General features: G+C 69.2%; 16 protein-coding genes. 4 read left to right on the top strand and 12 right to left on the bottom strand.

Annotation, left to right across the window (positions count from 1 at the left end; all coding sequences use genetic code 11):
• Nucleotides 1-318 precede the first annotated feature (318 nt).
• The 12 genes from HMPREF1868_RS03920 to nhaA all read right to left on the bottom strand — a co-directional run bounded on the left by HMPREF1868_RS03920 (nt 319) and on the right by nhaA (nt 13078).
• Complete coding sequence (locus HMPREF1868_RS03920; protein WP_009278776.1) at nt 319-747, bottom strand: 6-pyruvoyl trahydropterin synthase family protein; 429 nt, start codon at nt 745-747, stop codon at nt 319-321.
• A gap of 9 nt (nt 748-756) precedes the next feature.
• Entirely contained in the window at nt 757-2418 is a 1662-nt protein-coding gene (ricT, locus tag HMPREF1868_RS03915) for a regulatory iron-sulfur-containing complex subunit RicT (RefSeq protein ID WP_062530627.1), read from the bottom strand.
• Nucleotides 2397-3485: a DNA polymerase III subunit gene (locus HMPREF1868_RS03910; protein WP_082719536.1), complete on the bottom strand. Its 1089-nt coding sequence runs from the start codon at nt 3483-3485 to the stop codon at nt 2397-2399. Before HMPREF1868_RS03910 ends, ricT begins: the two co-directional genes overlap by 22 nt.
• 76 nt (nt 3486-3561) lie before the next feature.
• Nucleotides 3562-4281 carry a dTMP kinase gene (gene tmk, locus HMPREF1868_RS03905; RefSeq protein ID WP_009278773.1) on the bottom strand — a complete coding sequence of 240 codons (720 nt, stop codon included), beginning with the start codon at nt 4279-4281 and terminating at the stop codon, nt 3562-3564.
• A gap of 51 nt (nt 4282-4332) precedes the next feature.
• Nucleotides 4333-6870 (bottom strand): DNA topoisomerase I, encoded by a 2538-nt coding sequence (locus tag HMPREF1868_RS03900; RefSeq protein ID WP_062530625.1) that lies wholly within the window; start codon nt 6868-6870, stop codon nt 4333-4335.
• Nucleotides 6871-7668 (bottom strand): twin-arginine translocase subunit TatC, encoded by a 798-nt coding sequence (tatC, locus tag HMPREF1868_RS03895; protein ID WP_062530623.1) that lies wholly within the window; start codon nt 7666-7668, stop codon nt 6871-6873.
• A gap of 2 nt (nt 7669-7670) precedes the next feature.
• A complete protein-coding gene (locus tag HMPREF1868_RS03890) occupies nt 7671-8312 on the bottom strand; it encodes a Sec-independent protein translocase subunit TatA/TatB (protein WP_062530621.1) in 642 nt (213 codons plus the stop codon).
• Between the two features lie 9 nt (nt 8313-8321).
• A complete protein-coding gene (locus HMPREF1868_RS03885) occupies nt 8322-8639 on the bottom strand; it encodes an STAS domain-containing protein (protein WP_062530619.1) in 318 nt (105 codons plus the stop codon).
• A gap of 46 nt (nt 8640-8685) precedes the next feature.
• Nucleotides 8686-9630: a tetratricopeptide repeat protein gene (locus tag HMPREF1868_RS03880; RefSeq protein WP_062530617.1), complete on the bottom strand. Its 945-nt coding sequence runs from the start codon at nt 9628-9630 to the stop codon at nt 8686-8688.
• A 130-nt stretch (nt 9631-9760) separates the two neighbouring features.
• A complete protein-coding gene (locus HMPREF1868_RS03875) occupies nt 9761-11050 on the bottom strand; it encodes an aspartate aminotransferase type Ic (RefSeq protein ID WP_062530615.1) in 1290 nt (429 codons plus the stop codon).
• 176 nt (nt 11051-11226) lie between these two features.
• Nucleotides 11227-11562 carry a 3-demethylubiquinone-9 3-methyltransferase gene (locus tag HMPREF1868_RS10185; RefSeq protein WP_197414942.1) on the bottom strand — a complete coding sequence of 112 codons (336 nt, stop codon included), beginning with the start codon at nt 11560-11562 and terminating at the stop codon, nt 11227-11229.
• A gap of 1 nt (nt 11563) precedes the next feature.
• A complete protein-coding gene (gene nhaA, locus HMPREF1868_RS03865) occupies nt 11564-13078 on the bottom strand; it encodes a Na+/H+ antiporter NhaA (protein ID WP_062530613.1) in 1515 nt (504 codons plus the stop codon).
• 287 nt (nt 13079-13365) lie between these two features.
• Here nhaA and HMPREF1868_RS03860 point away from each other — a divergent pair, with 287 nt between their 5' ends.
• The 4 genes from HMPREF1868_RS03860 to HMPREF1868_RS03845 all read left to right on the top strand — a co-directional run bounded on the left by HMPREF1868_RS03860 (nt 13366) and on the right by HMPREF1868_RS03845 (nt 17540).
• Entirely contained in the window at nt 13366-14223 is an 858-nt protein-coding gene (locus tag HMPREF1868_RS03860) for a DegV family protein (protein ID WP_062530611.1), read from the top strand.
• A gap of 9 nt (nt 14224-14232) precedes the next feature.
• Nucleotides 14233-15024 (top strand): mechanosensitive ion channel family protein, encoded by a 792-nt coding sequence (locus HMPREF1868_RS03855; RefSeq protein ID WP_062530609.1) that lies wholly within the window; start codon nt 14233-14235, stop codon nt 15022-15024.
• A 184-nt stretch (nt 15025-15208) separates the two neighbouring features.
• Complete coding sequence (locus tag HMPREF1868_RS03850; protein WP_009278762.1) at nt 15209-15694, top strand: S-ribosylhomocysteine lyase; 486 nt, start codon at nt 15209-15211, stop codon at nt 15692-15694.
• An 868-nt stretch (nt 15695-16562) separates the two neighbouring features.
• A complete protein-coding gene (locus tag HMPREF1868_RS03845; RefSeq protein ID WP_062530607.1) occupies nt 16563-17540 on the top strand; it encodes an acyl-CoA synthetase family protein in 978 nt (325 codons plus the stop codon).
• Nucleotides 17541-17931: the final 391 nt, after the last annotated feature.

Raw genomic sequence — 17931 nt, 5'->3', positions numbered from 1 at the left:
GAGCCGGGGGTTAGCCGGCTGGGGTCAGCTGCGGTGTCTTTCGCTTTCAGGGTCCGCAGCCAACCCAGTCGCAGCCCCTCTCCACCGCCCAAGCGTCGAGTGCGCAGTCTGAAGGCTTCAGCTTGCGCACTCGGCTTCCGGCCACCTGGCCCTTCGTGGCGAGAGGGGCGGTCTTCGCCGTCGAGTGCGCAATTCCGGCCTTTAAGCTTGCGCACTCGCGAAGCAGCAGGCCTTAAGCTTGCGCACTCGGCGGGGATTCCAGGCGGGAAGACCGAACGAAGTGCCAGGCGAGAGAGACGCGCTACCCGAGACGAAACCCTACTCCACGAAGTAGGAGGCGCAGTTGAGCGGGGTCTCGTACACGTCGACCTGACTCACCGGCATGCCCTCCTCCAGGAGGCGGTCGGCGAAGTAACGGGCGAGGTTCTCGGCCGTCGTGCGGAAGGGAAGGACGCTGAGCGAGAATCCCTCGTCCTCCTCGAGTGCGCGGATGGTGCCCGGCTTGAGCGAGCCCTCCTCGACCAGGAAGCTGTGGTCGAGCTCGGCCACGAGCGAGCGCAGGGCGCGCTTGAAGACGCCGAAGTCGATGACCATGTCGCGCATGGTCCCCTCGTCCTGCAGGCTGGGCTGCCTCAGGTAGGCGACGACCCGCCAGCGGTGACCGTGGAGGTTCTCGCACTTGCCATAGTAGTCAGTGAGGAAGTGGGCCCCGTCGAAACTCGCCTCGGTCTTGAGTCCGTACGGCATGTGCGCCCCCTACTCGCCGGAGGGCGCGCTTCCGCCCTTGCCCTCGGATCCGCCCTGGCCGCGGCCCCTGCCGCCGCGGCGACGGCGACGGCGGGCCTTCTCGGCCCCGTCGGATGAGCCGCCGGGTTCGCCGGACCTCTGCTGCAGGCGCTCACTGGGGCCTCCCGGCTGCCGGTCCTGGCCGCGCCGGCGCGGGCTCCTGCCGCCGTTGGGCTGCTGGGCCTGCTGCGACGCCTGCTGCTGGCCGCCATGGTCTCCCGGATGGCGCTTGCGCCTCGTGGACTGCGTGCCGCGGGGCCTCTCCCCCGCCTTGGGCGCCTGCTGCGTGGCCTGCTGGCCACCGCCCGCCTGGCCCTCGCTGCCGTCCGAGGAGTGGTGGCGCCTGCGACGGTGGTTCGTGGCGGGCTGGGACGCGCCGCCGCCCTGGGCCTGCGTGTGCTCTGCGGCGTCACGCCGCTGAGCCGAGTCGCCCATGCCCGCCCCGGGACGCTTCTTGCGGCGACGTTGGCGCGGTGTGGTGGCCGGCCCCTGCTCGGGCCCGGCATCCGCGGCGTCGTCCTGGTGCCTCCTGCGGGGGCGGGGGGCATCCTGTGCCGACGAGCGCGGGCCCGCAGCACCCCTGGCGCCGCTTCCGGACTCCCCCGCGCCAGGCTCCTGCCTGCCGTGACTGCGGCGATGCCTGGTCTTCACGAAGATGTCCGACGAGTCGAAGCCCTGCTCGACGCCCACGCCGTTGGCGCGGTCGAGCTCGGCGAGCGCCATCTGCACGTCGGGAGACTCGAGCCTGTCAAGCGCCTCGCGAGTCACGGTGTCGGGCCTGCAGGGGCAGTGGAGCTCCTCGCTCTTGCGCACCGCGGCCTCGCTCGCCTGCATGCCCGAGAGCGGCACGCGGATCTGCTTGCCGTTCTCGAGCCTGAGGGCGATCTGCTCCTTGGGCGTGTCGTACTCCACAATCTTCGCCTTGCCCAGCGGCGTGTCGATGACGGCGTTGCGCTTGGGCGCGCGTGACTTGAAGTCGCGGTAGGCCTCGAACTCGTAGCGCAGGCAGCACATGAGGCGCCCGCAGGCGCCGCTGATCTTGGTGGAGTTGAGGGGCAGGTCCTGCTCCTTGGCCATGCGAATCGAGACGGGCTCGAACTGGTGGCCGAAGCGCGCGCAGCAGAGCTCCTGGCCGCAGTGGGCGTAGCCGCCCACGATCGCCGCCTCCTCGCGCACGCCGATCTGCCTCATGTCGATGCGACCGTGCAGCTCGCGGGCCAGATCGCGGATGAGCTGCCTGAAGTCCACGCGCTCGTCGGCCGAGAAGTAGCACACCACCTTGTCGCCGCCGAAGAGGTGCTCCACACCCACGGGCTTCATGTCCAGCCCGGACTCGTGGACGAGTCGTCTGAAGGTGACGAGGTCCCTCTCGCCCTGGTCCGCCAGGCGGGAGGCGTGGTTGAGGTCCTCCTGCGTGGCGATGCGCAGGACCGACTTGAGGCGGGACTCGCCGATGGTCTGGGCGAGCTCCTCCTCGCCCAGCTCGCGCGCGTCCATGGTGGCGAGCCCGATCTCCTGTCCGCGCTCGGTGGCGCAGATCACGTGGTCGCCCTCCTGGGCACCGGTGCCCGCGGGGTCGAACCAAAGGTCCCTGGACGCATACTTGAACTTCACCGGGATGACGGTGGGCATGCGAGTGCCTCCTTGGCAGAGAGAAGCATGGCCTCAAGGGCCAGCTGGGGGTTTACGTTGCGGGCGAGCTGGTGCCTCGCCTCGAGGACCGCGTCGAGGGCCCGGATGACGCCCTCGGTACCCGCGCCGCTCGTGATGCGGTCCACCACGTCGGCCGCGTCTTCGTTCACGATTGCCTCCCGGGCGCCCTCGCAGCGCAAGAGCACGTCCCTGAGCAGGGATTCTGCGGCTGCCAGGGCCTCCATCATACCCGAACGCTCCTTGGCGGTGAGCTCTCGGCGCTGGTCGAGCTCGAGCTGGCGCAGGGCGGCGGTGCTCAGGTAGTCGCTGCCCTCCCTGAGCGACTCCTCCTGCTCCACGCGCAGGCCGTCCAAGGGGGCTCCGACCTCGGCCACTATCCTGCGAGCGGCGACGAGCACGTCCCAGGAGTCATCGCGCCCCAGCTCGCCGAGGCTGCGCACCACGAGGCGACGCAGCTGGCGGCGCTCGGACGAGGCCAGGAACTCGGCGGCGCGGTCGGGGGTCCCGGCGACGGAGAGGGCTATCCTCGCCTCGGCACCGCTGGCGCCGTCAATCGCCGCGAGCGCCTGGAGGGCGTCGTCCTCGCCCAAGATGCGGAACGGCACCTGCTGGCAGCGCGAGACGATGGTGGGCAGGACCGCCGCGGCAGAACGCGCGATGAGGATGAAGTACACGCCCGAGGGCGGCTCCTCTATGGTCTTGAGCAGGGCGTTTGCTGCAGCGTCACGCAGGAGGCCGGCATTCTGGACGATGTAGACCTTCGCCTTCGCCCGCACCGGCGCCAGACAGACGTCGCCCAGGAGCTCGCGCACCTGAGACACCAGGTAGCCGCCGGCGCTTCCCGGAGAGACCAGCCGCACGTCGGGATGGGTGTGATGGGCCACGCGGATGCACTCGTCGCAGCTGGCGTCGCCGCCGTTGGGGCAGACGAGGCACTGCGCGAGGGAGAGGGCCGCCTCCTCCATGCCGGAGCCGGGGGCTCCCAGGAAGAGGTAGGCCTGGCTCAGCCGCCCCTCGGCGAGGGCGGTGGAGAGGAACGCGCGCACGCGGGGCTGCTGGCCCAGCCCCTCCAGCGCGGGGGGAACGGCCGGCTGCAGCGGGTCCCTGCCCTGGGCGGCCAAGCTACTCTCCTCCCTTGGGGAGGGGGACGTTCAGGTCCTCCAGGTCCCGCCCCGAAAGCGCGGGCAGGAGCGCGACGAGCTCGCCCACGAGCCGTCCCAGGACCTCGCGCTGGCTGCCTCGCGCGTCAATCACGCGCACGCGCGCGGGTTCCTCCGTGGCAAGGCGCAGGTAGGCGTCGCGCGTCCTCCTCTGGAAGGCGAGGCCCGCCTCCTCCATGCGGTCGACGCCGCCACGGGTCGCGCGCTCGAAGCCCAGAGCGGGGTCGATGTCCAGAAGCAGGGTGAGGTCAGGCGAAAGGCCGCAGCTCCCCAACTCGTTGCAGCGCCTGACCAGGCCCTCGTCCAATCCGCGCCCGCCGTGCTGGTAGGCATAGGTGGAGTCGTAGTAGCGGTCGCAGAGCACCACGGCCCCCCGCGCGAGGGCGGGCACGATGACCTGGCGCACGAGCTGCGCCCGCGAGGCCTCGTAGAGCAGAAGCTCGCACTCGTCCGCCATCATGTCGTTGGCGGGGTCGAGGAGGATGGAGCGGACCTTCTCCGAGACCTGGGTCCCGCCGGGCTCGCGCAGGCTCACGACCTCCAGGCCGACCCCCTCCATGAGGCGGGCGAGGAGCGCCGCCTGGGTGGACTTGCCGCTCCCGTCGATTCCCTCGAGGCTGACGAAGGCGCCTCGCGCGGGTACGGCAGGGGCCTTCGCGGACCCGTAAGTTGCTTGGCTCATGAGGCTCCCCTCCCGTCCTGCCGTCGTCACGCCCCTCGTCGTCCCTCTCTCCTAGCCCTTCTTGGCCCTGCTCCCGCGCGCGCCCGAGCCGCGCGTCGTTCCCGAGCCACGCTTGGCGCCCCTGCCACGGGCGGGCTTCTTCTCCTTGCCCGGGCAGTCCATGTTGACGCAGATGCGCCAGGGGCCGCGCTGGGTGACCACCTCGACGATGGGCGCGCCGCAGTGCTCGCAGACCTCGCCGGTGGCATGGAGCTCTCCGCGTTGGGGCAGCGGGTAGCTCGTCCCGCAGACGTCGTAGTTGCTGCAGCGGATGAAGCGCTTGCCCGTGCGCTCGCTCTTGTGGGCGATCAGGTCGCCGTGGGTGCCCGCAGCCTTGCAGGTCGCGCACTCCCCCACCACCAGGTCGGGCTCGCGGTTGGTCTCGCAGGCGGGGTTGACGCAGACCTCGTAGGACTTGGAGCGGAAGGGCGTGCACCTGATGCGCGGCGCGCCGCACTTGGGGCAGACGCCGGCCTCCCCCTCGATGGGCGCCACCTTCACGTTTGAGGGCACGGGATAGGTCACGTCGCAGTCGGGCCAGCCCATGCAGCCGATGAAGCTGCCGCGGGTCTTGGCCGAGCTCTTCATGACCAGGTCGCGGCCGCACTTGGGGCAGGTGCCCACCTTGGCGTCGGCGGTGACCGCGTCGGCGATGGCGTCGCCCAGGTCGTCCTTGTGCTCGATCAGGGCGTCGATCATGCCCGCGAGCAGCGCCCTGGAGTGCGTGACCACGCCCTCCTGGGTGTCGCTGCCCTCGGCCACCTTGGTCATGTCGGCCTCGAGCTCCGCCGTCATGTCGGGGCTCGTCACGTGCGGCGCGTACTGGGTCAGGGCCTCGATGACCGCCATGCCCAGCTGGCTGGGCTCGACGGGGTCGTTCTTGAGGTACTTCACGTCGTAGAGGCGCTGGATGATCGAGGCGCGCGTGGACTTGGTGCCCAGCCCGCGCTTCTCCATCTCCTGGATGAGCCGGCCCTGGCTGTAGCGGGCGGGGGGCTCGGTCTGCTTGGCGTCGAGGCCCATCCCGACCACGTCGCAGACGTCGCCCTGCGCGAGGGCGGGCAGCTGCTCGTCCTTGCGCGAGCCGAAGGGGTAGATGGCGCGGAAGCCCGGCTTCACGATCACGGTGCCGCTGGCCTGGAAGGGCTCGCCGGCGACGTCGAAGCCCAGCTTGGTGCTCTCGCTCAGCGCGGGGTCCTCGAGCGTGGCCAGGAAGCGCCGCGCGATGAGGTTGTAGAGCCTCCACGCCGGGCCCTCCAGGCGGTCGGGGTCTGCCGCCGCGGTGGGATAGATGGGCGGGTGGTCGGTGGTCTCCTGCTTGCCGCGGGTCGGATGAAGGGGACCTCCGGCCAGGAGCTTCGTGCAGGTGGGGCGATACTGTGGCACGGCGCTCAGCGCCTTCACGACCTCCTTGAGGTCCAGTGACTTGGGGTAGACCGTGTTGTCCACGCGCGGGTACGAGATGAGGCCGTCCATGTAGAGGCTCTCGGCCAGACGCATGGTGCGCGCGGGAGAGATGCCCTCCGCCGCGGCCGCGGCCTGGAGCGAGGTGGTGTTGAAGGGCGCGGGCGGCCGGGTGGTGTGGCTCTTCTTCTCCACCTTGGTCACCGTCGCCTCGCGGGCGTCGCGGACGCGTTCGAAGGCGGCCTTTGCCGCCGCCTCGTCCTTGAAGCGGGCCGTGGCGTGCGACACCTTGAAGCGGGCGCCCTCGTCCGCGCTACCCTGGGGCGCGAGCTGCCCCGAGATCACCCAGTAGTCCTCGGGGACGAAGGCCTCGCGCTCGCGCTCCTTCTCCACGACCAGCGCCAGCGTGGGCGTCTGGACGCGGCCGGCGGAGCGCACGTTGCCAAAGCCACCGAAGCGGGCCATCGTGAGGTAGCGCGTCAGGACGGCGCCCCAGATGAGGTCGATGTACTGGCGGCTCTCGCCGGCGTCCGCGAGGTCCTGGTCCAGCTCCACGAGGTTCTCGAAGGCGTGGTCTATCTCGGCCTTGGTGAAGGCGGAGTAGCGCGCGCGGCTCACGGGCGTGTCGGGCGCCACCTCGCGCATCTGGCGCAGGGCGTCCGACCCGATGAGCTCGCCCTCGCGGTCGAAGTCGGTGCCGATCACGATGGAGTCGGCCTTCTTGGCCAGGTTCTTGAGGGCGCGGATGATGCCCTTCTCGGCCGGCTCCTTCTGGATGGGGGTCCACACCAGGTACGGCAGGCTGGCAACCTTCCAGCCCTTGACGTCGACGCCCTCCTTGGTGAAGGGCTTGCGCACCTTCTCGTAGGGGGGGCGGGCCAGGTTGTCGGGAATCCGGGCGGGAAGGACCTCGCCCTCCTTGGTGACGCCCACCCAGCCGTCCTTCTTGCTGTACCTGAGCTCCACGGGGAAGTCGGGGCGCATGATGTGGCCGCGCAGGCCGATGGTCACCCAGTCCTCCCCGTCATGCGAGAAGCGATAGACGGGCGTGTCGTAGACCTTGTCGGCCTTGGGCTTCCCCGTGGTGCAGAGCAGGCGTGCGATCTGCTGAGCGGCGTCGTTCTTCTCGGTGACTACGAGCTTCAACTAGGCGTCCTCTTCCTCGAGCTTGTGTTCCTGGTACTCCTCGCGGCTCCACTTGAGCGACTCCTTGCCGTCGCGCGCGATGAGCACGTAGCGGGCGACGGCCAGCGCGACCTCGTACAGGCCGATGAGCGCGGCGAACATCAGGACCATGGTGACGGGCGAGGCGTCGGGGGTGACGACGCCCGAGAGCACGAGCAACGCCACGTAGATGGTGCGCCACTGCTCGCGCAGGGTCTTGTAGGGGACCAGGTGCAGGACCGAGAGGTAGAAGATCACGAGCGGAAGCTGGAAGGCGAGGCCGAAGCCGATCTCGAGCAGCATCATGATGTTGAGGTAGTCCTCGGCGTCCGCGATCACGCCCGCGAAGTCTATGGCCTGGTCGACCATCCACCCGATGGCCGCCTTCTGGATCACGAAGTAGCAGAAGAGCATGCCCAGGAAGAAGAGGACGACCATGGCGCCCACCGTGGGCACGACCCACTTGCGCTCGTTCTCCTTGAGGGCGGGCAGGAAGAAGCCCATGGCCTCCCAGACGATGATGGGCGTGCAGACGATCACGCCGAAGAACATGGCCACCTTGAAGCGGATGGTGAAGCCGCCCAGGACGGTGAGGACGGTGAGCGTCGTCCCCTCGGGGAGCGAGGAGCGGATGGGGTCCATCATCATGTCGATGAGCGTGGGCGTGGCGGCATAGACCACGACGGCGGTCACGAGGACCGACACCACGACGATGGTGAGGCGGCGCCTGAGCTCGCCCAGGTGGTCCATGAGCGGCATGCGCGCTGGTCCGATAGGCATCTCTAGACCTCCTTGGGTTCCGCCGCGTCGGCGTCGGAGCCTGCGTCCGAATCGGGGACGGGAACGGTCGTGCTGGAGTCAGCGTCCCTGCGCTTTCGGGGCCTCATGGCATAGAGGGCGGCGGCGGAGGTGTCCGGCTTCGCGGGCGCCTCCTCGGGCACGGCCGGAGCGTCCTCGGACGTGGCCGTCGCCTCGTCGGCGCCGGTGACCGTCGCGCCCTCGCCCTTGGTCCCGTCCGCTGGCGAGACGGGCGCGGGCTCCGAGGGCACGGGCTCCTCCTGAGCCGACGCGGCCCCCTTCTGGGCCGCGGCGCGCTCCGCCTCAAGGCGGGCCTTGCGCTGGGCGAAGGTCTCGGTGCTGCGACGGGAGGGGACGTCCGCGTCCTCGTCGAGGTCGGAGTCCTCGTCGAGGGCGGAGCGGCGGGCGTCGCGCGCCTTGCTCGCCTGGGACGGGTCGCCCATGGCCTCGTTAAGGGGATCGATGACCTCTGCCTGGACCACGGAGGTGAAGCCCTCCTGCGCCTCGCGGAACTGCCTGATGGCGCGGCCGATGGTTCGTCCCATGCCCGGCAGCTTGTCGGGGCCGAAGAGCAGGAACGCAAAGAGCACGATGATCGCGAGCTCGGTCTCTCCTATGCCAAACAAGATGGCCCCCTACTCCTGGGTTCCCGCTCCGAGCTCCTTGTCGACGCCGAGGAGCGCGAGCACGCGGGCTATGTTCTTCTGAAGGTTGGTCACGCTGAGCGTCGCATTGGCGTCGGCGCTGCGGTGCGCGGCACCGACCAGCACGCCAATGCCGGTCGAGTCTATGTAGGGCACCTCGGAGAAGTCGACCTCGATGGACGCGGGGCCCTCCTCGATGGCGCGGTCGAGCGCGTCGCGCAGCTCGTTGGCGTTGGACACGTCCACCTCGCCGACGACGGAGAGCACGCTCGTCTCTCCCCTCCTGCTGTTGCTAATGGAGATTCCCATCTCTGCTCCTTCGTCGATGCGGGACCGCAAGCCCCTGCTCGTGGTCCTACAGGCTGGTTCCTGACCTGCTCGCGAGCACGTCGGAGAGGCCCTGGGTCGTGGTGCCCGAGCTCGTCCCCGTCGCGCCGGTCTGGCCGGACGTGCCGCTGCCGGACGTGCTGCCGGAGTCGGCCGCCTTCGCCGCGGCATCCATGGCCGCAAGCCGCCTGTGGGCGTAGCTCTTGGCCCCGTACTCGTCGTTGGCGTCCTTCTCCTCCGCCTTCTGGTAGGCCTCCCTGGCGGAGTCGGACTCGCCGGCCGCCTCGTAGACCATGCCGAGGTTGGCCCAGGCGGGACCGTAGTCGGGCTGCGCGGCGGTCAGCTCCTCGAGGGCGGCCCTGGCCGCGTCCGTGTCGCCCGAGTAAAGCTGGCAGAGGGCTCGGTTGACGCGCACGACGTTGGAGTCCTTCTGCTCGAGGTACTGGTCATAGTAGGAGATGGCGCTCTTCCAGAGCTCCGCGACCTGCGCCTTCTGGTCGTCGCTCGTGGCGTAGGAGCTGGAGGCGTAGGCCCAGCTCATGTAGTCGTTGCCCAGGTTGAGGAGGGTGGCGAGGCCCTTGGGGTCGGAGTCGAGCCTGGCCTTGAGCTCGTCCACGTCCTTCTGGTACCGGGCGTTGACGGCGTCGATGCCGGTGGCGGCGGAGTCCGTCGCGGAGTCGCCCGAGGACTGGTCCTGGGAGCTGGAGTCGGAGCTCGCCTGGCTCTGGCTGGCGTCGGCGGTCTTCGAGGACGACGCGGGCGAGAAGATCGCGGCGAGCGAGGGCAACATCATGGAAAGGGCCATGAGCACCGCGAAGGCCCCCACCACTATGGCGGTGACACGCCTCTTGCGGGCCTCGCGGCGCTCACGGGAGCCCGCGACACCGGCCTTGCCCCCACCGCCGACCGTGGAGGCGGCAGGCTTCGCCTTGGCGAGGCGCTTCTTGCTTGTGGGGCCTGGCTTGCGTGCCATGTGCGCGACCTTCCTCGGGACCGGGACCAACGGGTGGATTCTTGCTACAAGAGGTTAGCGCGCGGCCCCAAGGGACCACACGCATGTCGCATGATTCTACCCAAAACCCTGAGATGGACCCAAATCCCAATCAGCGGGCGCGCCTCTCGCCCTCCATCCGGGCACAGACGAGGCGCACCGCGAGCACGAAGACGTCGAGCGCGCGGCCGAGGTCCTCGAGCGAGGGGTAGGTGGGGGCTATGCGGATGTTGGAGTCTCGGGGGTCCCTGCCGTAGGGCCAGGTGGCCCCCGCGGGCGTGAGCTTCACGCCCAGCTCGCCCATGAGGGCGACGATGCGCCTCGCCGACCCCTCCGGGCCGTCGAACGAGACGAAGTAGCCGCCGTGCGGGTGGGTCCAGCTGGCGAGGCCCATGCCGCCCAGGCCCTCCTGGAGCTTTTGCTCCACCAGCGCGAAGCGCGGGCCCACGATGGCCGCATGCCTGGCCATGTGCTCCCTCACTCCCTCGAGGTCGTGCAGGAAGAGGGGGTGCGCCAGCTGCGAGAACTTCTCGGAGCTCACGCGCTCGACCGCGAAGGCGGCCCTGACCTCGGCGATGTCCTCGTCGTCTGCGGCGACGAAGGCCATGCCCGAGCTGGGGAAGGTGACCTTCGCCGTGGAGCCGAACTCATAGGCGAGGCGCGACCCGCCCGCCTTCCCGATGGCCGCGAAGATGTCGAGGAGCGCGTCGTCCCGGCCCTCGAAGCAGTGGACGACGTAGGCGTTGTCCCAGTAGATGCGGAAGTCGGGCGCGGCGGGCCTCAGGCCCGCGAAGCGGCGGACGACCTCGTCGGAGTAGGTGACGCCCGTGGGGTTGGCGTACTTGGGGACGCACCAGATGCCCTTGACCGTGGGGTCGCCCTCCACGAGGTCCTGGACCAGGTCCATGTCGGGCCCGTCCTCGCCCATGGGCACCGGGACGTTCTTGATGCCGAAGCTCGCCGTGACGGCGAAGTGTCGGTCATAGCCCGGGCTGGGGCAGAGCCACTTGACCTCGCCCTGGCGGCAGAGGGGCTCGCAGCCGCCCACGCCATGGACGAAGGCGTGGGCCACGAGGTCGTGCATGAGGTTGAGGCTCGAGGAGCCGGAGACCACGACGTTCTTGGCGTCGACGCCCAGGATCTGGGCCGCGAGGCGACGTGCGGAGGGCAGGCCCTCGGGCGTGCCGTAGTTGTCGACGATGGCGTCACCGTCCACGAGGGGCGTGGAGGAGCTGACGAGGTCGAGCATGGGACGCGAGAGCGCGGTCTGCTCCGGCGAGGGCTTCCCGCGGGCCATGTCCAGCTTGAGTCCCTGCGCGGCCGTCTCGTCCGCCTGCGTCTCCAGGCGTGCGAGCTCGGCATCCAGCTCTGCGTCCATCAGCTGCTCGTAGGCGTTTGCCATGGCTTCCTCCTCGGCTCTGGTCTGCGCAAGAAGTATATCCCCGCCCGGCGGGGCCACGGGACGCGCCGGGAAATCGGCAAGGGAGGCGAAACCTTCGCGGCCGCGGAGACGGCGGCCAAGGAGGCGGCCCTCGCCCGTACCCTGGGCCGGGGCCAAGATGGCCCGGGGGGCCGTCCCTACTGGACCGTCCCGTAGACCGACCCCCAGCCGTGCGCGGTGATGATCGAGTTCATCTGGTCGCAGAGCCTGGGGCGGGTGTAGCTCCCGCTGGGCATGAGCTCGACGACCTCGGCGAGGTCGTCCGGGAGGTCGACCAGCTGGGCGCGGAGGACGAGGTCCATGCGGCTCACCATTCCCCCGGGCGCGTCCTCGAAGACCGCGTCCACCAGGCGCTGGAGCTCGCCGTACTCCGCCGCCGGGGCCGCCCACTCGGGAGGGACGCCCCGGCCGCCGGAGGCGCCGTCGGGAAGGGGCGCGAAGGGGTTGAGGCCCTGGCCGGCGCGCCTGCCCATGCTAGCCACGCTCCTCTCGCCCTGAGGCGTGCCCTCCGGCGGCCTCATCGGACGTGCCGCCCGCGCCGTCGCCGGCCGCGGCTGACGCCTCTGACGCCCCCGCGGGTCCGCTCTCGTCGCGCGCCGCCAGCACCCGCTCGCTCACCCGCACGAAGGCGATGCCCAGGAGCGCTGCCGCGAAGGAGCCCGCCAGGATGGCGCACTTGGCGGCCACGACCTCCTCGGGGTCGGGGAAGGCCAGCCCGGCAATGAGGATGGACATGGTGAAGCCCATGCCTCCCATGATGCCCACGGCGAAGATCTGGTCCCAGCTCACGCGGCGTGGCAGCCGGGCGAAGCCCACCCTCACCAGGACCCAGGTGACCAGGATGATGCCCAGGGGCTTGCCCAGGACGGCCCCCAGGAAGACGCCCTGCGCCACGTGGTCGCCCAGCACCAGGCCGAGGTCGGTGCCCACCAGGCGCACCTGGGCGTTGGCGAAGGCGAAGAGGGGCAGGATGAGGAAGTTCACCGGGACCGAGATGAGCCGCTCGACGCGCTGCAGGGGCGGGGTCACGTGGTGCATGACCTTCTCCACGCGGACGGCCGCCTCGGTGAAGTCGTGCTGGCCCAGAACGTGGCTCGAGTCGTCGTAGCGCTCGTCCAGGCTGCCCGCCTGGTGGCCCAGCCAGTCCCTGAGGCCCGAGAGCCTGACGTCGGACTTGGCGGGGAGGAAGAAGGCCAGGACCACGCCGGCAAGGGTCGCGTGGATGCCCGAGTTGTACATGCAGAGCCAGAGGCCCACGCCCACGACCAGGTAGGGCTTGGCGGAGTAGACCCTCATGCCGCTGAGCGCGGCGAGCAGGAGCACCATGAGCAGCGCGGCCGCGCACCAGCCCACGTCGATCGCCTGGCCGTAGAAGAGCGCAAGGACCACGATGGCCAGGATGTCGTCGGCGATGGCCAGGGTCTGGAAGAAGACCTTGGTCTCGGGCGCGACGCGGTCTCCCAGAAGCGACATGACGCCCAGGGCGAAGGCGATGTCCGTGGCGATGGGTATGGCCCAGCCGTGGTGCGCGCCGCCCCAGTTGAGGGCCAGGTAAATGGCCGCGGGCACGCACACGCCGCCCACCGCCGCAAGCATGGGCAGCGCCGCCTGGCGGGGACGGCGCAGCTGGCCCACGGTCATCTCGTACTTGAGCTCGATGCCCACGAGGAGGAAGAAGATGGCCATGAGGAAGTCGTTCACGAAGGCCTCGACGCTCATGGAGGCGACGACGGGGCCCAGCCCGAGGACGAGCGGCGCCTCGAGGAACTCGTGCACCAGCAGGTAGGCCGGGGAGTTTGCCACGGCGACGGCGAGCAGCGCCGCCGCGACCATGACGGCGGCGGCGATGGTCCCGTTGCTGGTGATGCGCTCTATCGAGCTCGAGCGGGAGAGGCGCCTCACCACCGCCGGCTCCCTGATGATCCCCGGATGGCGACGCAGCGCCGCTGCGCTGTGCCTCTTGCCGGACGCTTCCCTCTTGTCGGTCATTGCGCTCCCTGCATGCGTGTTCGTGTCTGGTTCGTGTCTGGTTCGTGTCTGAACCCGTGGCCCGGCGCCCGCTGGCGCCGACCTCCCGTGCGGGGCCGTCCCTATAGCTTACCCATGCCCCTCTCGCCTTCGGATGGGCCTGGGGCCGTTTCCATCACTCGCCCAAGGCGAGGGAACCTCTGCCGCCGCGGCATGCAGGAGGCGCGCCCATGCCCTACCATCGACGTAGGGCGACGTCTCCTTCGCCCCATCCCAGCAGGCCGCAGACCCGGGAGGGCGCAGGCGCCATGAACGATCAACGCATCGCCGTAATCACCGATTCCGGAGCCGACGTCGACGCGACGTTCGCCCGGGTGCACGACGTCCGGGTGGTGCCTCTGCGCATCATCTACTCGGACGGCTCGACCTTCCAGAGCGGCGTGGACATAAGCCCCGACGAGGTCGTGAGGCGGCTCGCCGAAGAGATTCCCACCACCTCGCTGCCGTCGCCCAAGCAGATCCAGGCCACGATCGAGCAGGCGCGCGACGACGGCTACCAAAGCGCCGTCGTGGTGACCATCGCGAGCGCGCTCTCGGCCACCAACCAGACGGCACACATGGTCGCGGAGTCCATGGACTTCCCCGTCACCGTGGTCGACACGAAGTCCATCGGCATGATGGCCGGCTTCGTGGTGGAGCGCGCGGTCGAGATGATCGAGGCCGGCGCGCCCTACGAGGAGCTGGGGGACCGCCTCGCCGACGTGGCCGAGAAGACCGACGTGTTCTTTGCCGTCAAGTCGCTCGAGTACCTCTACAAGGGCGGGCGTATCAACAAGCACATCTACCGCATAGGCAGCATGCTCAACATCAAGCCGGTGCTCACCTGCGACGAGGGTGGCTACTACGTCATGGCCAAGAAGGCCCGCGGATGGGAGAAGGCCCTCTCGACCATGGTCGAGCTCTGCGCCGAGAAGGCGGGCCGCTACGAGCGCTGCCACATCGGGCTCTGCGCCTCCATCAACACCAAGGACCTGCTCGATGACCTCGAGGCGCGCATCCGCGAGAAGGTGCCCAACGTCGCCTCCGTCCAGCGCTACGAGCTCTCGGCCGACCTTCTGGTCCATACCGGCCCGGATCTCGTGGGCATGGGCGCGCAGGAGGCGTAGGCGACGGGCGTGACGGCTCTGGATGAGACGAGCGTGCTGGGCCTCGGCCTGGGGGAGTTCGCCACGAGGGCGGGCTTCCTGGTCGTGGTGCTGGGCATCGCCCTGGTGGTGCAGCACTTCGTGGTGCGTGCCGCGCGCAAGGCGCTTGACGGCTCCAACGTGCCCTCCGCGTCGATCTTCGTCAACCTCCTGAGGGCGCTGGTGTGGTCCTTCGCCCTCCTGGGAGTGCTCAAGCCCGTCTTCGGCGTGGAGCCCACCGCCTTCGTCACGGCGCTGGGCGTCACCTCGCTCGTGGTCTCGCTCGGCCTGCAGGACACCATATCCAACCTGGTGGGTGGCCTGGGGCTCATGGTGGCGCGCGTGGTGAGGCCCGGGGACCAGGTGACCGTCGGTGACATCTCGGGCGAGGTGGTGGACGTGACCTGGAGGTCCACCATGGTCCGCGCGCGGGACGGCAAGCTCCAGCTCATCCCCAACTCGGTGCTCAACAAGACGGCGCTGACGCGCAGGACCCGCTGGCAGGTGACCGTGGCCGACCTGCCGCTCGTGGTCGCGCCGGGCGCGGACCTGGACGCCGTGACGGAGGAGGTGCGCGGGCTGGCCCAAACGCTGCTCGCAGGGCAGCTCGACCCGGAGTTCGACGTGGAGCTGACCTTCGGGGAGCTCACGCCGTTTGGCGCACGGGGCGTGGTGCACCTCCACGTGCGCGACGACGTTGTGCCCGCGGCCGCCGTGGACACCCTGGCGCGGGCGCTGGCGAGGCGTGCCTGGCTCGCGCGGGCCGAGGTCGGGCAGGCCTAGGCGTTGTGAGCCATGGTGATGTTGACGCCCGCGACGCATGACGTAGGCAGGAGGCCGCGGCGAAGGCCGCACGCCACTCTCGCCTGATGTTCTGCCCTTGCCTGACGCGTCGCTCTCACCTGGCATATCATCTGCTGGAAACGACATCGCAGCCGTGGGCGCGACCCCGGCAAGGAGGACAAGCATGGAGAAGATCGCCAGCTTCCAGATCGACCACCTCACGCTCGAGCCGGGCGTCTACGTGTCGCGCGTGGACTCGTGGCAGGGCGTGGACGTGACCACCTTCGACCTGCGCCTCACCGCGCCCAACCGGGAACCGCCGATGGACACCGCCGCGGCGCACGCGGTCGAGCACCTCGCCGCGACCTTCCTGCGCAACGATCCCGAGTGGTCCGACCGCGTGGTCTACTTCGGGCCCATGGGCTGCCGCACTGGCTTCTACCTGCTGCTCTTTGGCCTGCTCGAGTCCAAGGACGTGATTGGCCTGGTGACGAGGCTCTTCGAGTTCATCGAGGGCTTCGAGGGCGAGGTGCCCGGCGCCCGACCCGAGGAGTGCGGCAACTGGCACGACAGCGACCTCGCACAGGCGCGCTGGTGGGCACGGCGCTACCTTGAGGGGACGCTGCGCGGCATCGACGAGGCTCACATGAGCTATCCCACCGGAGCGTAGGACCTGGCGCCACCGGAGATTGCGCACTCGACCGTCTCCTGCGCTCAAGTCATGCCTCCCAGGACGCCCAGTGCGCACTTCTCGGCTGCCACTACGTCCGGCGCGCGCCTCTCATCCGCCACTACGTCAAACGCGCGCGAGCATCGCCCTCGCAACGTCAAATGCGTGCCTCGCTGCATCGACTACGTCCAGCACGCGTAAGCATCACCCGACTGCGCCCGACGCGCGCCATGCGCCATCGGCGGCGTCCGGTGCGTGCGAGTTTCGCTCGACAGCGTCGAACGCGCTTTGCGGCAATCGCCCAACTGGGCAAACGTGACGCTCTAGGGCGCATTGGACGCTTTCGGCTGCATTCGGCACGCGTTGGGCGCCGTCGGCGGTACACGACACGCATCGGGCGTCGTCAGTGGAACATAAGACGCGCTGGACGCTCTCGGTTGGGGGCGGCGCGCGTCGGGCGTTGAGCACAGTCAGTTGCCTCATGCGCACCGAGCGCCGACGATGACTGACACTTTTTGACCGAACGACACATGAAAGCGCAGGTGGCAAACACTCACAACATGCCGACGGCACCACGGCGAGCGCCGGGCACCGTCAGCGGTCGTCTTTGGACGGCGGGCGTCACGGAATTCTCGCCACCCTCCCTTGCCAAGGAACGCCACGCATCATTCAGCCTGGCCTTTCCGCAGCTCACGAAGTCGCACACCAGTCTGGTGCAAGCTGCATGCAAGTCTCGTGCAAGCACGTTTTATTCCGTATCCTAAATCCGCGCGTGCCCCACGTACGGTGGTTGTTACGGCCCTATGGCAAGTCCCAGGGCCTGACCGACCAGAAAAAGGCATCACACGTTGTGAAGGGGACACGGGCCATGCCGAGGAGAGAGGACTTCCTCAACAGGATCGACGCGCGGCTCGACGAGGCGGATCGCGACGGACGCTTCGCCTGCATGCTCGGCAGAACCGACAGGGAGGCAATGGGACGGCTCGTGCACAGTGGCATGTTGCACAGCCCCTATCCGGGGGTCTTCGTCCACAGCGAGCTATGGCAGTCCCTTGGAATCGGGGAGCAACAGCTGAGGCTCGCACGCTCCCTCGGCGCAATGCACCCTGACTGGACTTTCTGCGACGCGACCGCCGCACTCGCTCACGGCCTCCCCGTGTCCCACCGACAGCTCTCCCACGTACACGTCTGCCACCTTGGCAGCGGGCGTCACTCCCGCGGCCTCGTGCGATGGCACGCCACCGATGCTGGAGAAACGACGTTCGCCTCGGGCATCAGGGTGACCTCCCTGGAGCGAAGTGCCGTCGACTGCCTTCTCTCGATGGACTTCGGAGACGGTCTGGCGGTAGCTGACGCGACGCTGCGGCGCCTGGAATCGCATACGGACTCACTCGACAAGGCCCTCGGCCGGCTTGGCGCCGGACGGCGCGGCATCAGGCAGGCGCGTCTCACCCTCTCGCATGCCGACCCCCGTTCCGAGAGTGGTGGCGAGTCAATCGCCCGTGCGCGGATGATAGAGCTCGGCTTCGTCGTACCTGAACTGCAGGTGGAGTTCGTCGACCCTCTCACTGGCAAAGGTAGCCGCGTCGACTTCCTGTGGAGGCTCTCGGACGGAAGCATGGTCGTCGGTGAACTCGACGGACGGCAGAAGTACGTCGATCCGGTCATGACGCAGGGACGAGACGCCGTCGAGCTGCTCTCGGCAGAGAGGCTGAGGGAGTCGAGGCTCACACGGTCGGCAAGGGTCGTTCGCTTCTCGTTCGCGGACGTCTGCAACGCAGACTACTTCGAGCGCCTCCTGGATTCGTTTCGCATACCACGACGTCCGGGCTTCCGGCACGTGTGACGACACCCAGCGCGCACGAGCGTCGTTCCGTAACGTCGGACACGCGCGAGTTTCTCCCCACGACGCCCGATGCGTGTCGTGTACCGCCGACGGCGCCCAACGCGTGCCGAATGCAGCCGAAAGCGTCCAATGCGCCCTAGAGCGTCACGTTTGCCCAGTTGGGCGATTGCCGCAAAGCGCGTTCGACGCTGTCGAGCGAAACTCGCACGCACCGGACGCCGCCGATGGCGCATGGCGCGCGTTGGACGTAGCCAGTAGCGCATGGCGCACGTCGGACGCCGTCGGTGACTGCCAACACGCACTGGGCGCTCTCGGCAGCCCCGGACGCTCGTACGAAACTCCGCTCGAAGGCCTAGAATCCGTGACGTCGACGAACGGAGCACAAGAAAGC

This window comes from Olsenella sp. DNF00959, from assembly GCF_001553055.1.
Taxonomy (GTDB): Bacteria; Actinomycetota; Coriobacteriia; order Coriobacteriales; family Atopobiaceae; genus Olsenella_I; species Olsenella_I phocaeensis.
This window is presented reverse-complemented; position numbering and strand designations above follow the sequence as displayed.